The following is a 16567-nucleotide window of genomic DNA, read 5'->3' on the forward strand; positions in this document are numbered from 1 at the left end:
AAAAGCAACAACTATTTCAGCTGTTGCTTTTTATATTTTTACTCAATGAAAATCAAAAAGCAAACTAGGAAGCTAGCCGCAAGCTGTACTTGAGTACGGTAAGGCGACGCTGACGTGGTTTGAATTTGATTTTCGAAGAGTATTATTTAATCCGAGCTAGTAGTGATTGACCAAACCACCACACAAGATTTGCTTTCATGAGTTAGATAAGGTCAATATCCTCAATCCTTGTCTGCTTCATTTTCTTTTACGAGATCTTTTTGTGAATCTTTTTCAGAGAGTTTTTGATCAATATACTTGTCAATGTTTTCATAAAATTCCTTGGTCGCTTCACTATCTAATGTTGGCGAGTTCTGAACTTGATTCACTTTCAATTGAACAGATTGAATACCGTAAGAGGCTTGTTTTTGGTGGAGTGTTTCTAATTCTTCTTCTGAAATCGGATCTCCAACAACCGTCAAGACCAATTCATTGTTACTTGACTTGTAGACTTGATTAATAACCGTATAATTGGCGAACTCTTTTCCTACAAACTGTTTGATCCCTTCTTTGCGCGCTTGTTCTATTGTCAGAGTAACTGCCGAATAGCTAGCTGGAAGAATCAACAATACAATCAAAGATATCAAGCCAATTCTCATTTTAATGCTCAGCTCTTTAAATGAAGTTAAAGGAGATTTTCTCATCAAAATTCTTGTTCCAACAATGTTGGCTAGCATGATAAAGACACAGTTGATCAAGAAAAGATAGAGAGCCCCCAATAAAAATCGTACATTCCCATTAGCTAAACCATAGCCAGCAGTACAGATAGGCGGCATCAGAGCTGTAGCAATGGCTACTCCTGGCACGATATTGTTTGCTTCTTTTTTCCTTGAACCGATCACACCAGCAATCCCACCAGCAATAGCAATGAGGACATCCCAAATGGTTGGAGAGGTTCGTGCAATCAACTCGCTACTTGCATAAGACAAGGGAGAAATCCAGAAATACAGAGTCGAGACAAGCAAACTGACCAACACTTGAGTCAATAAAACCTCTAGAGATTGCTTGATTAAACGCGTATCAAAAATAGCTAAACCGAATCCCAGTCCAACAATCGGTGTCATGAGAGGTGAAATCAACATGGCTCCTATAATGACAGCTGTTGAATTCATATTTAGTCCGATAGAGGCAATAAAAATTGCACACATCAAAATCGCTGTATCTCTCAATCGAACATGAAGGTCATCGTATAATTTCTCACGGTATTCCCGTGTTGAATAATTGGCAGTCATTTGTCCTCTCCTCTTTCCTTATTTAAATTGGTATAATAATTAAAAATAACAGCTGATAAACAGCCAAAAAATATGAGCCCATAAATCGTCAAGAAGACACTGGTAATCCTTCCAATCAAGGTCACAGCTAGGAGATCCCCGTAGCCGACAGTCGTCGAAGTCACAAAAGCATACCAAAGACCGTCTCCGTAATTTGTGATAGCAGGTTCAACTAGGAAAAGCACGCCTCCTGACCCAAAAACAAAGGTCACAAAACTCAGAGCAAACCGAGTAAAACCCGTAACCTGCATAATATGCCATAACATTTTTAAACGTTTCATTTGTTCTCCTTATTCATACTAGCTCCTGACCGAGCCGTTTTTTTCCAATAATCAAAGTGAAGATAGGACATGATCTCCATCAGAGAAAGATAGACAAACTGATAGATCTGATTTAAGCTGATTATCAACTGATATTGTTTGAAAAATGACTGGAAGAAAGACCAGATATGACTGTCTTGAATCAGTCCCTTCTTAACATCAGACAGGATATTAGCTAAAGCTCCCAAGGACTGAAACGGTAAATCCTTGACATTTATATAGATCCGGTCCACCACATCATTCAGACTGGTATCTTGGATGGCATGAAATTCTCCAAAGAGAACTCCTGCCGCTCCAAGAGTAGAAACAAATTCCACCAAATAATTTCTGAGGAAATTTTCTCAACCTTTTCCCATAATGTGTTTAGTGCCATCCATAACGATCCCAACCAGAAAAAGGAAAGAAAACAAGCAAAGAAATTTTGCCGTAAATCCCAAAAAGCTTCAAGACTTGGTGTTGTTGGTTTTTCTAACTCTTTTCCTTGAACCGATCACACCAGCAATCCCACCAGCAATAGCAATGAGAACATCCCAAATGGTTGGAGAGGTTCGTGCAATCAACTCGCTACTTGCATAAGACAAGGGAGAAATCCAGAAATACAGAGTCGAGACAAGCAAACTGACCAACACTTGAGTCAATAAAACCTCTAGAGATTGCTTGATTAAACGCGTATCAAAAATAGCTAAACCGAATCCCAGTCCAACAATCGGTGTCATGAGAGGTGAAATTAACATGGCTCCAATAATAACAGCTGTTGAATTCATATTTAGACCGATAGAGGCAATAAAAATTGCACACATCAAAATCGCTGTATCTCTCAATCGAACATGAAGGTCATCGTATAATTTCTCACGGTATTCCCGTGTTGAATAATTTCCGTTCATTGGTTACTCCTTTTATTTTATATAATCTTGTTTCTGCATGGATGATGGTAGAGAGACTTCTGTCCAATCTTACATATTTTTCTTCTCACCTGTTATTCTTTTGAAAATTATCTTTTAAGTATCCGTCAGTCCATCCTTTATATTATATCAAAAATTTTACAGTTTTTCTCTGACGAAATCTATCAATTGAATAGATAGATGAAGCAAGAAATTTTTGTTTCCTTATCCGAAGAAGGAAAAACGGTATCTCCTGAACCTTGATACTATGCGTTTTATTCTTTATAATTTAGCTATTTCAAAATTACAAGTTCTCCATTCTTAATTTCCCAAACTTGGTCAAACTTACTTAATAATTCGTTTTGGCGATGTAAAGTAACAATGACGGCACTTGGTAGTTCCAGAACTCTTTCCAATTCCATTTTAAACTGATTAGTATCCAAGGCAGAGAAAGGTTCGTCTAGGATAAGCAATGGATTTTTACGATTTTTCTCACGATTTAAATACATTCGTTGTTGCTGACCACCTGACAGGGATTGTGGTGGAATTTTTTCAAAATCTTCTTCTCTGAATTTTTCATTGAAACTATTGAATAGTGTTACATTATTTTCATAACTCGAAATAAATGTATGTTCTTGTTGCAGAATCATACCGAATCTTCCCCAAAGATGGTCCAAAACAAGCCCATCTAGCACAATTTGTCCTTCAAAATCTTCATCTGTTCCATTTAAAATGTTGAGAAGACTACTTTTTCCAGAACCATTCTTACCAATAAGCGCAATTTTATCCCCTTTTTGAATCGTAGCGGAAGTAATTATCAATTTTGATTCTCCCAGTTGTTTGGAAATGTTTTTCAAAGTAATCGTATCAAAAGAATGTTGAGGTGCTTGAACTGAAACGGGTCTCCCAACAATGTTTTGAAAACTCTTGATTACAGGCTTTACGGACTCTAACATTTGTAAATCATAAAGGATTTCCTGTATTGGTTCAGAAAAAGCATTAATATATCCGAAACTCGCCACCACCTCAGGAATACCGAGTTGCTGGTGAGATAGAGAGTAGGCTAAATAAATAAACAGAACAAGACTAATGAATTCAAAAGAAACACCTGTCAATAAGATGCCTGTAATTTTTGTCAAACCATACTTAAAATACTTATCCTGCAAATTCTTTAGAGAACTCTTTTGTTGATTCAAAAAATGCGACATAGTTAGTTTATTTACCAAATGATGTCCCATGAGCAAATCCTCCAAAGTTCGATAGTAATCTCCTTGTTTTTTCAAGTAAACCTGTCTACGATTAGCGGTCAACTTCCCAACGATTTTAGGAATTTGAATACTAATTCCAGTAGAAAAGATTAAAATCAGTGATACAATAGGATTAATTGTTCTGCTAATAATGAAAGCGTAAATGATGATACGTAAAATTTGTTTGATAAAACTCATCAATGGAGGAAGGTAATCCTTTTCCAACGAATCTAGGTCATTAGATTGATAGGAAATATACTCTGCTACTGTTTTCTGCTTGAAATCGTGGTGACTGAGTCCCAGAAGTGAACGAAACCACTCATTTTTCAAAGTAGTCGAAAAGATAATCCCCTGCTTCCAATCAAGTATCATTTGGATATAGTTACAACTCAAATAGCCTGCCACTGACATAGAGTAACCATATAGAGCTACTTGATAATCCCCTTTGATTAATGCCTGCGTGAAATACGGTAACAAAGCTGTGCAGATATTCGATACTACACCAAAAAGAAAATTAAAGAAGAGATACCATCTAATAGTTTTAAGATATGGTAGCATATACGATACTCCTTGCTAATGCGTTTTTTTACATATCGCAGAACAATCTCTACTATTCCCTATTTCAGATAGTGCGATACTCGGACATTGAGTGCAATAATTGTAAATCACACAAGTACTGCAGTTTTTACTATCAAAATAAAAAGAAAGCTGCAGTTCTTTCAATCCTGTATCAGCGATTCATTCTGAAATCGAACAGGAGATATTTCCCAAGTCTACAATTCACTTCATCTCAAATTAATTTTTGTAATTCACCCTTAGTTTATAGATTTTATACTCAACAAAAGTATAAAGCATACAAAACTTCACTTTGAACCAGTATTTATACTATATTCCGTATTAAAAATTCTATTATTGATTTTGTAAAAAACAGTCTTCAAATATCCTGAAATATAGCAAAAAGAGATTGGGTAAAAACTCATTGTCTCTTCTCACTCAAGGACTAAGTTCACTTGAGCAAACTGAATCCGCACTGTCGTTCCTGTACCGACCTCAGACTCGATACGAATCTGGTGCCCCAGTTCTTCAGAAATTTTCTTAGATAGGTAAAGTCCAAGTCCAGATGACTGCTGGGTTAGGCGACCATTGTAGCCTGAAAAGCCACGTTCAAAGACTCGGAGGACATCACTGTTTTTTATCCCGATTCCTGTATCCTTGATACAAAGCTCTTGCCCGTCCATATAAATCTCCAGGCCACCTTCCTTAGTGTACTTGAGACTGTTTGAGATGATTTGCTCAATAACCACTAGCAGCCACTTTTTATCCGTCACGATTTCTTTATCAAGGTCATGTAGATTGACATTTAAGCCTTTTTGAATAAAGAAAAGAGCATATTTACGAATTATTTCCTTGACCAAGTCCTCAATTTGCACCTGCTTTAAGACCAAATCATCATGAAAACTTTCTAAACGCAGGTATTGTAAAACTAGATTGGTATAGGAGTCAATCTTGAAAATTTCCTGTTCTAATTGCTGCTTCAGTTGGCGGTCGGCTACTTCTGCAACTAAGAGTTGACTGGCTGCAATGGGGGTCTTAATCTGATGGACCCACAAGGTATAGTAATCCAGCAAATCCGTCAGTTTTCTTTCTGAATCTGACCTCTGCTGATAGAGTTCCATCTCACGCGCTTCTAATTTCTCAGCCAAAACTCTTTCCAAAGGAGACTTGGCTTCCCTATCACCATAGAGAAGTTCCTGACGATAGACCTGCATCTCCGCCAATATATCCCAAGTGAAAAATAAGATGGTTACAAAGCAACATAGCAGGAAAAAGTAGAGAAAGTAAATTCCCAAACTGGCAAATAAAAACTGAAAGAGTAAGAGCAGAGACGTCAAAGAAATCAGATAGACAAACAGACGACTACGGGAACGCAGATAGGCTAGAAAAAATTGTTTCCAATCAAGCATGCTTCAGTCCGTACCCTATCCCTTTCTTGGTCTCGATAAATCCTACCAAGCCCTGCTCTTCCAACTTTTTACGCAAACGAGCCACATTAACTGAGAGGGTATTATCATCAATGAAAAAGTCACTGTTCCAAAGTTCTCGCATCAGGTCATCACGCGCTACGATGTTGCCCGCATGCTCAAACAGCACTCGTAAAATCTGGAATTCATTCTTGGTCAAATTTAAGACTTGCCCTTGATAATGTACATCCATGGATTTGGTATTGAGGATAACACCAGCGTATTCCAGTAAACTCTCGTCACGCCCAAACTCATAGGAACGGCGCAACAAGCCCTGAACCTTGGCTAAAAGAACCTGCTGGTCAAAAGGTTTGGTCACAAAGTCATCCGCCCCCATATTGATTGCCATGACAATATCCATAGCCTGGTCTCTCGAAGACAGAAACATGATGGGAACCTTAGAAATCTTGCGGATTTCCTGACACCAATGATAGCCATTAAACAAGGGCAAACCAATATCCATGAGGACCAGATGAGGCTCCGACTGAACAAATAGACTCAAAACTTCCATAAAATCTTCTACCAGGACCACTTCAAATCCCCATTCAGAGAGCATTTTTCCGACTTGTTGACGAATAACCTGATCATCTTCTACTAATAAAATCTTGTGCATCTGATTCTCCTTTGCTATTATTATAACAGATTTTTCCATGCTAGAAGGTCTGAAACTGAATTTGAAGCAGCTTGTTTTTAGCCAACAAAATGAGGCAATCCTACTAGCTAATTTAAGGGAAATTTGATAAGATAAATAAAAAGAAAGGAGCTCTTATGTCCAATATTTTTGATTATCTGAAAGATGTCGCACGCGATTCCTTTTACGACCTTCCTTTGAATGAGTTAGACATTCTAGCCTTAACAGAAATCACCTACCTCTCCTTTGATAATCTGGTCTCCACAAGTCCTCAGCGACTTTTAGACCTAGCTCCTCAGGTTCCAAGGGAGCCAAACATGTTGACCAGCAAAAATCGCCTCCAGCTATTAGATGAACTAACTCAACACAAGCGCTTCAAAAATTGCAAACTCTCCCATTTTATCAACGACATCGACCCTGAACTACAAAAACAATTTGCGGCTATGACCTACCGCCTCACTCTCGATACCTATCTGATTGTCTTTCGTGGGACTGATGACAGTATCATTGGCTGGAAGGAAGATTTCCACCTTACCTATATGAAGGAAATTCCTGCTCAAAAGCATGCCCTCCGCTATTTAAAGAACTTTTTTGCCCAACATCCTAAGCAAAAAGTCATTCTGGCTGGGCATTCCAAGGGAGGAAATTTAGCCATCTATGCGGCTAGTCAAATTGAGCAAAACTTGCAAGATCAAATCACAGCAGTTTATACCTTTGATGCGCCTGGTCTCCACAAAGAACTGACACAAACCGAGGGCTATCAAAGGATAATGAATAAAACCAAGGTCTTCATCCCACAAGGGTCCATTATCGGTATGATGATGGAAATCCCTAACCACCAAATCATCGTGCACAGTACTGCCTTAGGTGGCATCGCCCAGCACGATACCTTTAGTTGGCAGATTGAGGACAAGCACTTCGTCCAACTGAATAAGACCAACAGTGATAGCCAACAAGTTGACACAACCTTCAAGGAGTGGGTGGCCACAGTCCCTGACGAGGAACTCCAGCTCTACTTCGATCTCTTCTTTGGCACCATTCTAGATGCTGGGATTAGCTCCATCAATGACCTGTCTTCCTTAAAGGCTATCGAACACATTCGTCATCTCTTCGTCCAAGCTCAATCCCTCACTCCAGAAGAAAGGGAAACTATGGGACGTCTTACCCAATTATTAATTGATACCCGTTACCAAGCTTGGAAAAATAGATAATCCACATAAAAAACCCAACTAATCGTTTGATTAGTTGGGTTTTCATTTATGAAATTGAATTCCTTTGTTTAATCTTTAATGATTAAAACATTAGTCTTCTTTTTTCTTGCGTGCCACAAGACCAAATCCGCTCAATACTCCAAGAAGTCCAAGAGCTGCTAGGCTTGAGTGATCTTCTGTACCAGTATTAGGCAATTCCTTAGCTGATTTAGCTGGAGCTGGTTTTGATGGTTTCGCAGGTTCTGGTTTCACAGAAGGAATGATTTTTTCATAAACATGAACTGTGTCACCATTTGGAAGTTTCTTAGTCTCTACGAAGCGGTAGCCTGGGATATCTTTCTTAGGTTGTTCACCGTCTTCTGTTGGATAGTTTGGAATTTCATTTCCATCTTTATCCTTGAATGATGTCTTAACTTTCTCATAAACGTGTTCTACATCGCCATTTGGAAGTTTCTTAGTCTCTACGAAGCGGTAGCCTGGAATATCTTTCTTAGGTTGTTCACCGTCTTCTGTTGGATAGTTTGGAATTTCTTTACCATCTTTATCCTTGTGACTTGTCTTAACTTTCTCATAAACGTGTTCTACATCGCCATTTGGAAGTTTCTTAGTCTCTACGAAGCGGTAACCTGGGATATCTTTCTTAGGTTGTTCGCCATCTTCACTTGGATTTCCTGGAATCTCATTTCCTTCTTTATCCTTGAATGATGTCTTAACTTTTTCGTAGACGTGCTCTGTATCTCCATTTGGAAGTTTCTTAGTTTCTACGAAGCGGTAACCTGGAATATCTTTCTTAGGTTGTTCGCCATCTTCACTTGGATTTCCTGGAATCTCATTTCCTTCTTTATCCTTGAATGATGTCTTAACTTTTTCGTAGACGTGCTCTGTATCTCCATTTGGAAGTTTCTTAGTTTCTACGAAGCGGTAGCCTGGGATATCTTTCTTAGGTTGTTCGCCATCTTCACTTGGATTTCCTGGAATCTCGTTTCCTTCTTTATCCTTGAATGATGTCTTAACTTTTTCGTAGACGTGCTCTGTATCTCCATTTGGAAGTTTCTTAGTTTCTACGAAGCGGTAGCCTGGGATATCTTTCTTAGGTTGTTCGCCATCTTCACTTGGATTTCCTGGAATCTCATTTCCTTCTTTATCCTTGAATGATGTCTTAACTTTTTCGTAGACGTGCTCTGTATCTCCATTTGGAAGTTTCTTAGTTTCTACGAAGCGGTAACCTGGAATATCTTTCTTAGGTTGTTCGCCATCTTCACTTGGATTTCCTGGAATCTCATTTCCTTCTTTATCCTTGAATGATGTCTTAACTTTTTCGTAGACGTGCTCTGTATCTCCATTTGGAAGTTTCTTAGTTTCTACGAAGCGGTAACCTGGAATATCTTTCTTAGGTTGTTCGCCATCTTCACTTGGATTTCCTGGAATCTCGTTTCCTTCTTTATCCTTGAATGATGTCTTAACTTTTTCGTAGACGTGCTCTGTATCTCCATTTGGAAGTTTCTTAGTCTCTACGAAGCGGTAACCTGGGATATCTTTCTTAGGTTGTTCGCCATCTTCACTTGGATTTCCTGGAATCTCATTTCCTTCTTTATCCTTGAATGATGTCTTAACTTTTTCGTAGACGTGCTCTGTATCTCCATTTGGAAGTTTCTTAGTTTCTACGAAGCGGTAACCTGGAATATCTTTCTTAGGTTGTTCGCCATCTTCACTTGGATTTCCTGGAATTTCGTTTCCTTCTTTATCCTTGAATGATGTCGTAACTTTTTCATAGATATGTTTTGTATTTCCTTTTTCGTCGATCTCAGTTTTAACAATCTTGTATCCTGGGATGTCTTTAGTTGGTTTAGTTCCATCTTCTGTTGGTGAAAGCGGGTTACCATCTTTATCAACGAATGAAGTATCAGGACGAACTGTTGGTGTGTACTTAGCTGTTACTGGTGTACCGTTCTTATCTACACGTTTAACTGTTACACCTGATGCTTTTCCTACGAAGTCTTTTTCTGGAGTAAATGTTACTTTACCATTTTCATCAATTGTGTAAGTTCCTTCGCCCGGTACATTCTTCTCAGTTGTGCCATCTTCGAATGTTGGTTTTACAGTTTCATCGATTTCAACTGGAACTTCCTTACCGTTGATTGTAACTTTTCCACCTTCAAATGTTGGTGTTCCTGATTGAGTTTGTCCTTTAGGACCTTCTGATTCAGAATCTTTTGAGGTTGGAGTTACTGGAACGACTACTGGAGTGTACTTAGCTGTGATTGGTGTTCCATTTTTGTCAACACGTTTCACTGTTACACCTGTTGCTTGACCTGTGAAGTTCTTCTCTGGTGTAAAGGTTACTGTACCGTTCTCATCGATTGTGTATGTTCCTTCACCTGGTACTTTCTTCTCAGTTGTGCCATCATCAAATGTTGGTTTAACAGTTTCATCGATTTCTACAGTTTTTTCTTCACCGTTGACTGTTACTTTTCCACCTTCAAATGTTGGTGTTCCTGATTGAGTAGCACCTTGAACATTTGTAGTGATAACATCTGAACTTGTTGGTGTTGCTGGTTTTACAACTGGTGTGTAAGTAACCTTAACTGGTGTGCCGTTCTTATCTTCACGTTGAACAGTTACGCCTGTTCCTTTACCTGTGAAGTTCTTCTCTGGGGTGAAGGTTACTGTTCCGTCAGGAGCTACTGTGTATGTTCCTTCACCTTCGATAGTTACTGAGTCAACTGGATCTCCTGTTTTAGGATCTACCAATTTAGCTGGTTTATCTTCATCGATTTCAACAGTTTTTTCTTCACCATTTACAGTGACTTTGCCACCTTCAAATGTTGGTTTACCTGTTTGAGTTGAACCTTGAACATCTTCTGTTACAGCGTCTGTTCCTGTTGGGGTTGCTTTCTTAACAACTGGAGTGTATTTAGCTGTTACTGGTGTGCCGTTCTTATCTTCGCGTTGAACTGTAACACCTGTAGCTTTACCTGTGAAGTTCTTTTCTGGGGTGAAGGTTACTGTTCCATCTGGAGCTACTGTGTATGTTCCTTCACCTTCGATAGTGACTGAATCAACTGGATCTCCTGTTTTCGGATCTACCAATTTAGCTGGTTTATCTTCATCAATTTCAACAGTTTTTTCTTCACCATTTACAGTAACTTTTCCACCTTCAAATGTTGGTTTACCTGTTTGAGTTGAACCTTGGATATCTTCAGTTACAGCATCTGTTCCTGTTGGTGTTGCTTTCTTAACAACTGGTGTGTATTTAGCTGTTACTGGGGTACCGTTCTTATCTTCGCGTTGAACTGTAACACCTGTAGCTTTACCTGTGAAGTTCTTTTCTGGGGTGAAGGTTACTGTTCCATCTGGAGCTACTGTGTATGTTCCTTCACCTTCGATAGTGACTGAATCAACTGGATCTCCTGTTTTCGGATCTACCAATTTAGCTGGTTTATCTTCATCAATTTCAACAGTTTTTTCTTCACCATTTACAGTAACTTTTCCACCTTCAAATGTTGGTTTACCTGTTTGAGTTGAACCTTGGATATCTTCAGTTACAGCATCTGTTCCTGTTGGTGTTGCTTTCTTAACAACTGGTGTGTATTTAGCTGTTACTGGGGTACCGTTCTTATCTTCGCGTTGAACTGTAACACCTGTAGCTTTACCTGTGAAGTTCTTTTCTGGTGTGAAGGTTACTGTTCCATCTGGAGCTACTGTGTATGTTCCTTCACCTTCGATAGTGACTGAATCAACTGGATCTCCTGTTTTTGGATCTACCAATTTAGCTGGTTTATCTTCATTGATTTCAACAGTTTTCTCTTTACCGTCGATTGTTACTGTTCCACCCTTGAATTCAGGTTTACCTGTTTGAGTTGAACCTTGAATATTTTCAGTTACAGCATCTGTTCCTGTTGGTGTTACTGGTTTAACTTCCGGTGTGTATGTAGCTTTAGCTGGTGTGCCGTTCTTATCTTGACGAACTACTTCAACACCTTTGGCTACTCCTGTAAATTGTGGTTCTGGCTTGAATGTTACTGTTCCATCTGGAGCCACTGTGTATGTTCCTTCACCTTCTACAGTGACTGAATCAACTTGTTCTCCAGTTTTTGGATCTACCAATTTAGCTGGCACTGTATCGTCGATTTCAACAGTTTTCTCTTCACCGTTAACCATAGCTGTTCCACCTTGGAATACTGGTTTGCCTGTTTGAGTTGCACCTTGAACATCTACAGTTTTAGCTGGTTCTGCTGTTGGTGTTACAGGTACGATAGATGGAGTATAAGTTGTAGAAACTTTTGTTCCATTTGCGTCCTCTGCTTGAACATCAGCAGGTGTAACATTACCTGTGTAAGATTTATCTGTTGGTGTGAAGGTTACTTCACCTGTTGCTGGATCAATTGAGTAAGTACCTACTGGAGTTACTCCGTCCTCAGCATATGCTGGAGTTGTTTGACCAGCTGGAACTTCATTTCCTTCTTTATCAAGAAGCTTGTAAGAGTTCTCTTTGATTGGAGCAATAGTGTTTCCAGGAGCGAATGTTGGAGTTCCTTTTTGAGTTTCACCTTGGATAGCTTCTGATGTAGCTGGTTCTGCTGTTGGAACTACCGGAGTAATCTTCGGTGTGTAAGTTGTTTCTACAGCTGTACCATTCTTATCTTTAGCTTGAACGCGTACTGGTTGTACTTCACCTGAATATGTCTTATCTGTTGGTTCGAATACTGCAACAGCTTTTCCATCTACAGTTTTAAGAGTGTACTTACCAATTACGTTTCCTTCTGGATCTTTAGCTGGTACTTCAGTAGCTGGTTGTCCATCTTCACCTAGAAGTGTGTAAGTAGATGGATCGATTTCTACAGTTTTTTCTTCTCCAGCAATTGTAGTTTTTCCTGCTTCAAATGAAACTGGACTTTCTTGAGTCTTACCTTGAACATCTTCAGTTGTATCTGGTGTTGCTGTTGGTGTTACTCCTACGATGTTTGGAGTGTAAGTTGTAGAAACTTTTGTTCCATTCTTATCTTCAGCTTGAACTTTAGCTGGTTGTACTGGTCCTGTGTAAGATTTGTCTATTGGTGTGAAGGTTACTACACCTGTTGTTGGATCTACAGTGTATTCCCCAACTTTTTTACCACTTGGGTCTAGAGCATCTACTGGTCCATTTGCTTCTGTTCCATCTGGATTTAATAATTTTACAGAACCCTCTTTAATAGGTACTTCTGTATTTCCTTCTGTAAATGTTGGTTTACCTGTTTGAGTTTCACCTTGTACTCCTGTTGAAGTTGCTGGAGCTGCTGTTGGTTTAACAGGTGTTACAGTTGGAGTGTATTTTGCAGTAGCTGTTGCTGTTACAGGTTGACCATTTTTGTCTTGACCTACTGGTGCTGTTAATGATACATCAATACCTTTAGCAGTTCCTGTAAATTGTGGTTCTGGAGTAAATGTTACCGCTCCAGTTGTTGGATCGATTGTATAAGTTCCTTCACCTTTTACAGTTACAGTTGTTTCATCAGTTGGTTTTCCAGTTGCTGGATCTACTAACTTAGCTGGATATTGTGCACTTGGTGTTACTGCATCTGGCGCAGTTCCATCACCATCTTTATCTACGTCAATTGAGAATTTAGGTGTTTTCGTTTGTGGTTTACCTTGGATATCTGTTGATTCTTCAGGTGTTCCAACGATTTGTTTTGGAGTTACAGTTGGAATGTAACGACCATCCATAGATCCTTTAGTTGCTAAGCCAGTTAATTGAACTTGTTCACTTACTAATTCTAGTTGGTCTTTAGCTTCACCTGTACCACCGACGATTTGGCGACCTTCATTACCCCAACCAGTAGTGTTACCATTGATATCTGTACGACGAATCGTAATACCATCTGCTGTACCTACAAAGTTTGCTTCTGGGATAAATTCTACATCTACATTTGCACCGTTATCAGTAATCTTGTATTTACCTTGCCCTGGTACAACGTAGTATCCATCAACTAGGTCAGCATCTGTTACTAATGTACCATCTGGTTTAACGATTTGTGACTTGACAGTTGTATCAATAGCATTGTCTTTATCAAAATCATAGTTCTTTTGACCGTATGCGCTGAATGCTACAGTAGATGTTTGAGTAGCACCTTGTACATCTGTTGTTTCTCTCTTAGTTCCACGTGGTGGAATTGTTTGTTGGATTTGGAAATCTTCTACTTCACCTGAGTAGGCAATACCAGTAGGGGCCTTGACATCTGCTTTATCTAAAGCAATACGAAGACGTGTAGCTAATTTTGACACACTAGTATCCACGTTTTGAACTGTGGTTGTCCAAGTAAGGGTAACCTTACCATCAGCAGTCACTTCTGTCACACCAGCGGCTTCATCTTCATCGAATTTACCATTGTTGTTAAAGTCAATCCAACCGTTAACGTAAGCTTTAGCTTCTCCGTCTAGGTGGGCATCGAAAGTCATTGAGTAAGTTCCATCGTTAACTTTTTTCAACTTATAGTTGTCATTTGGAGCAACATCATCACCCATCAATTGACGAGCGCCTTCATCCGCAGCACCGATACCATTAACGTCATCGTAGATAAAAGCACTTGCACCTTTAATTGGAGTTGTACGAACGTCAACGTCAGCTGGAACAGATCCTAGGTATGGTTGTTTTTGTCCATCAGATTTAGAAATAGAGTGGGCTACACGTCCGTATGATGCAGGAGCATCCCCTTCGTCTAGAACCATAAATCCAAGCATAGAACCTTGTTGACCCGCAGCTAAGATGTACATACCAACATTTTTGGCATTACGCGTCATTACTAATGGAGTAGAGAATCCTGATTGGCGGTGAGTTGAAACTGGTCCAAAAACTTGTGTCCCTAATCCATCTGTATGGTATTTGCCATCTTCTGCTTTCATCGCAATAACAGTATCTGATGTGATTGTTGTGTTAAAGAATCCTGCAGCTTTGTCCGCTTTGAATTTTTCAAAGGCTTGTTTCCCTGAACCTTCAATTGAATGTGACAAACCAAGTTGTCCACCAGCGTAGTCTTGACCATGTCCTGCTGAAGCTAATGTTCTTTTCTCATAAGTTACCGCAGTATATGAACGAGCTGTTTCTTGATTTTTTACAGTTGAGTTTGACAACTCAGAAACCAATTCAAATCCATCACCATCTGTTGTATAAATTTCAGCTTCAGATGAACCAGCTTCTTCCCCTGTTAAAAATACAACGTTGGCTGGAACTTCTGTACCATTCAAAGTAGCTCTAACTGAGAATTCAACCCCTACGTTGGCTCCATCTTTAACAGATTGAATAACTGTTTTACCTTTAGTATCCATCCCGTTTGTTTTCGCAACAGAGTAACTTCCTTGGTTTACTACTTTTAATTCTGCTGGATCCCCATTTTTATACTCATTGACAGCATTTGCATCATAACCTGCTCCACCACGTTTTTTGTACTCATCAGTTGAGTTGAATGGCGCTAATTTAGTAACTGTTAAGGTTACAACATAGCCTGGAGAAATTTCTTGTGTAAACTTAGTACCTACTTGAAGTTTACCATCTGGGCCAAGATTTTCAATTTTCGCTTTCGGATTTGCAATGTCAAACCACTTGATTTGTTTTGTCAGACGTTCTGTGTTCTTATCTGCATACTTCTTCCAGTGGTTGATTTGCTCTTCTTCTGAAAGCGGTGGAGTCGTAACTGTATCGGCAACATCTGCTAAGTTGACAGAAAACTTGCCATCGCGACCAATACCTGCATTTTTCAACTCGTTGTAAACTGCAAGGATTGACTCATTCAAGCGTGCAAGTTGTGCTTCTACTTGCTCTTTGGTTACGCTCTTTTCAGCTAAAAGAGATTTTGTTTCAGCAAGAACTGCTTGGTTTTTAGCTACTGCCGCTTCAACAGCCGCTTTGTTTTCTTCCTTCACTTCCTTTTTAGAAAGTTCAGCAGTTGCTAATTTATTAGTCACTTCTGCTTCAGATGAAGCTTTGTCAAGTGCTGCTTTAGCTTCTGAAAGAGATTTTTCTGCTGGAGTAGCTTTCTTTTCAGCTTCAGCTTTAGCAGCTGCTTTTTCAGCTTCTAATTTTTTCTGTTGACCCATAGCATCTGATTCAGCTACAGCTTGACCCAATGCTGAAAGTTTGTCAGCTAAAGTATTCACATCCAATTGACTTGCTTCTGGATTTGAAAGTGTTGCTTTAGCTGTAGCTAAAACTTCCTTAGCTGAGTTTACTACAGACGCATCTGCATTTTTAGCAGATGCTAATTTCATCTCTAAAGTAGCAACATTCGCTTCAAGAGCTGCTTTATTTGCTTTCTTAGCTTCCTGTACTTTAACTTCAGGTTTAGCTTCCGCTACTTTAGTTTCTGACTTAACGGCTTCCTTGTCTTTATTAGAATCCGCTTGATTTGCTGGGGCAGTAGTTGCAGCTACTGATGCTTCTGCACCTTGAACTTCCGTTGCTGATACCGCACCATTTCCAAGGAACATCAAACCAGCTGCAATTGCTACTGATGCTGCTCCAAAGCTATATTTCCGGATACCATAACGGATGTACTTTTCTACTCTAAAATCTTGTTGTTGCTTGCCTTTCATTTAGACCCACAACCTCCTTTTTTTATTTTGATGTCGATTTACAAATTTTTGATATCGAAAACTCACAGCTAACCTCAGATGAAACAAAAGATGTTAGAAGTGAAGCTTGATATCATAAAACTGTCTATAACATACAACTTTATGATATCATATTTCCTAGTCTATGACAAATAAAATGACTTATTTTTTATTCTAAATCTAAAATAAATATTTTCCAAAAATACAACAATTTTCAGACTCTTTAAGTTGTAAAATAAGATGTATCAAGCTATCATAGGTCACACACTATATTTCTTGTTCGATTGGTATATTAATTTAAATTAACTTTGCATGTATATTTTATTTTCTTTTATTACAAACTTCCTTCTAATACAGAATACA

At 39.0% G+C, this 16567-nt stretch carries 8 protein-coding genes and 2 pseudogenes; 1 reads left to right on the forward strand and 9 read right to left on the reverse strand.

Going from position 1 to position 16567, the window contains the following annotated elements:
* Positions 1–221: 221 nt before the first annotated feature.
* From M594_RS07745 to M594_RS07780, 8 genes and pseudogenes are all read right to left on the reverse strand, one after another.
* Positions 222–1271 (reverse strand): DUF389 domain-containing protein, encoded by a 1050-nt coding sequence (locus M594_RS07745; RefSeq protein WP_049516469.1) that lies wholly within the window; start codon positions 1269–1271, stop codon positions 222–224.
* Positions 1268–1591 carry a potassium channel family protein gene (locus tag M594_RS07750; protein ID WP_000825751.1) on the reverse strand — a complete coding sequence of 108 codons (324 nt, stop codon included), beginning with the start codon at positions 1589–1591 and terminating at the stop codon, positions 1268–1270. Before M594_RS07750 ends, M594_RS07745 begins: the two co-directional genes overlap by 4 nt.
* Complete coding sequence (locus tag M594_RS07755) at positions 1588–1947, reverse strand: hypothetical protein (protein ID WP_231088896.1); 360 nt, start codon at positions 1945–1947, stop codon at positions 1588–1590. The genes M594_RS07750 and M594_RS07755 overlap by 4 nt, the downstream gene beginning before the upstream one ends.
* Positions 1872–2105, reverse strand: a pseudogene (locus tag M594_RS07760) (TMEM175 family protein); the annotation flags it as partial. The gene M594_RS07755 and the pseudogene M594_RS07760, both read right to left, overlap by 76 nt.
* A pseudogene (locus M594_RS07765) lies at positions 2104–2514 on the reverse strand (DUF389 domain-containing protein); the annotation flags it as partial. The pseudogenes M594_RS07765 and M594_RS07760, both read right to left, overlap by 2 nt.
* 290 nt (positions 2515–2804) lie before the next feature.
* Entirely contained in the window at positions 2805–4316 is a 1512-nt protein-coding gene (locus tag M594_RS07770) for an ATP-binding cassette domain-containing protein (RefSeq protein WP_004242726.1), read from the reverse strand.
* A 431-nt stretch (positions 4317–4747) separates the two neighbouring features.
* Positions 4748–5722, reverse strand: coding sequence for a sensor histidine kinase (locus M594_RS07775; protein WP_173876429.1), 975 nt, complete (start codon positions 5720–5722; stop codon positions 4748–4750).
* Positions 5715–6392 carry a response regulator transcription factor gene (locus tag M594_RS07780; protein WP_000548993.1) on the reverse strand — a complete coding sequence of 226 codons (678 nt, stop codon included), beginning with the start codon at positions 6390–6392 and terminating at the stop codon, positions 5715–5717. Before M594_RS07780 ends, M594_RS07775 begins: the two co-directional genes overlap by 8 nt.
* A gap of 155 nt (positions 6393–6547) precedes the next feature.
* Between M594_RS07780 and M594_RS07785 the strand changes: the two genes are divergently transcribed.
* On the forward strand, positions 6548–7621 hold the full coding sequence (locus tag M594_RS07785) for a DUF2974 domain-containing protein (protein WP_173876430.1): 1074 nt from the start codon (positions 6548–6550) through the stop codon (positions 7619–7621).
* Positions 7622–7711: 90 nt separating this feature from the next.
* On the opposite strand, the gene M594_RS07790 is transcribed toward M594_RS07785, so the two are convergent.
* Positions 7712–16186 carry an Ig-like domain-containing protein gene (locus tag M594_RS07790; protein WP_173876431.1) on the reverse strand — a complete coding sequence of 2825 codons (8475 nt, stop codon included), beginning with the start codon at positions 16184–16186 and terminating at the stop codon, positions 7712–7714.
* Between the last annotated feature and the right edge of the window lie 381 nt (positions 16187–16567).

The organism is Streptococcus mitis (genome assembly GCF_013305725.1).
In the GTDB taxonomy this organism is placed as follows: domain Bacteria; phylum Bacillota; class Bacilli; order Lactobacillales; family Streptococcaceae; genus Streptococcus; species Streptococcus mitis_BO.

What these genes read in the sequence shown, in the direction of transcription:
- M594_RS07780 (WP_000548993.1), bottom strand. Translation starts at nt 6,392, where the DNA reads ATGCACAAGATTTTATTAGTAGAAGATGATCAGGTTATTCGTCAACAA.
- M594_RS07750 (WP_000825751.1), bottom strand. Translation starts at nt 1,591, where the DNA reads ATGAAACGTTTAAAAATGTTATGGCATATTATGCAGGTTACGGGTTTT.
- M594_RS07745 (WP_049516469.1), bottom strand. Translation starts at nt 1,271, where the DNA reads ATGACTGCCAATTATTCAACACGGGAATACCGTGAGAAATTATACGAT.
- M594_RS07770 (WP_004242726.1), bottom strand. Translation starts at nt 4,316, where the DNA reads ATGCTACCATATCTTAAAACTATTAGATGGTATCTCTTCTTTAATTTT.
- M594_RS07775 (WP_173876429.1), bottom strand. Translation starts at nt 5,722, where the DNA reads ATGCTTGATTGGAAACAATTTTTTCTAGCCTATCTGCGTTCCCGTAGT.
- M594_RS07785 (WP_173876430.1), top strand. Translation starts at nt 6,548, where the DNA reads ATGTCCAATATTTTTGATTATCTGAAAGATGTCGCACGCGATTCCTTT.
- M594_RS07790 (WP_173876431.1), bottom strand. Translation starts at nt 16,186, where the DNA reads ATGAAAGGCAAGCAACAACAAGATTTTAGAGTAGAAAAGTACATCCGT.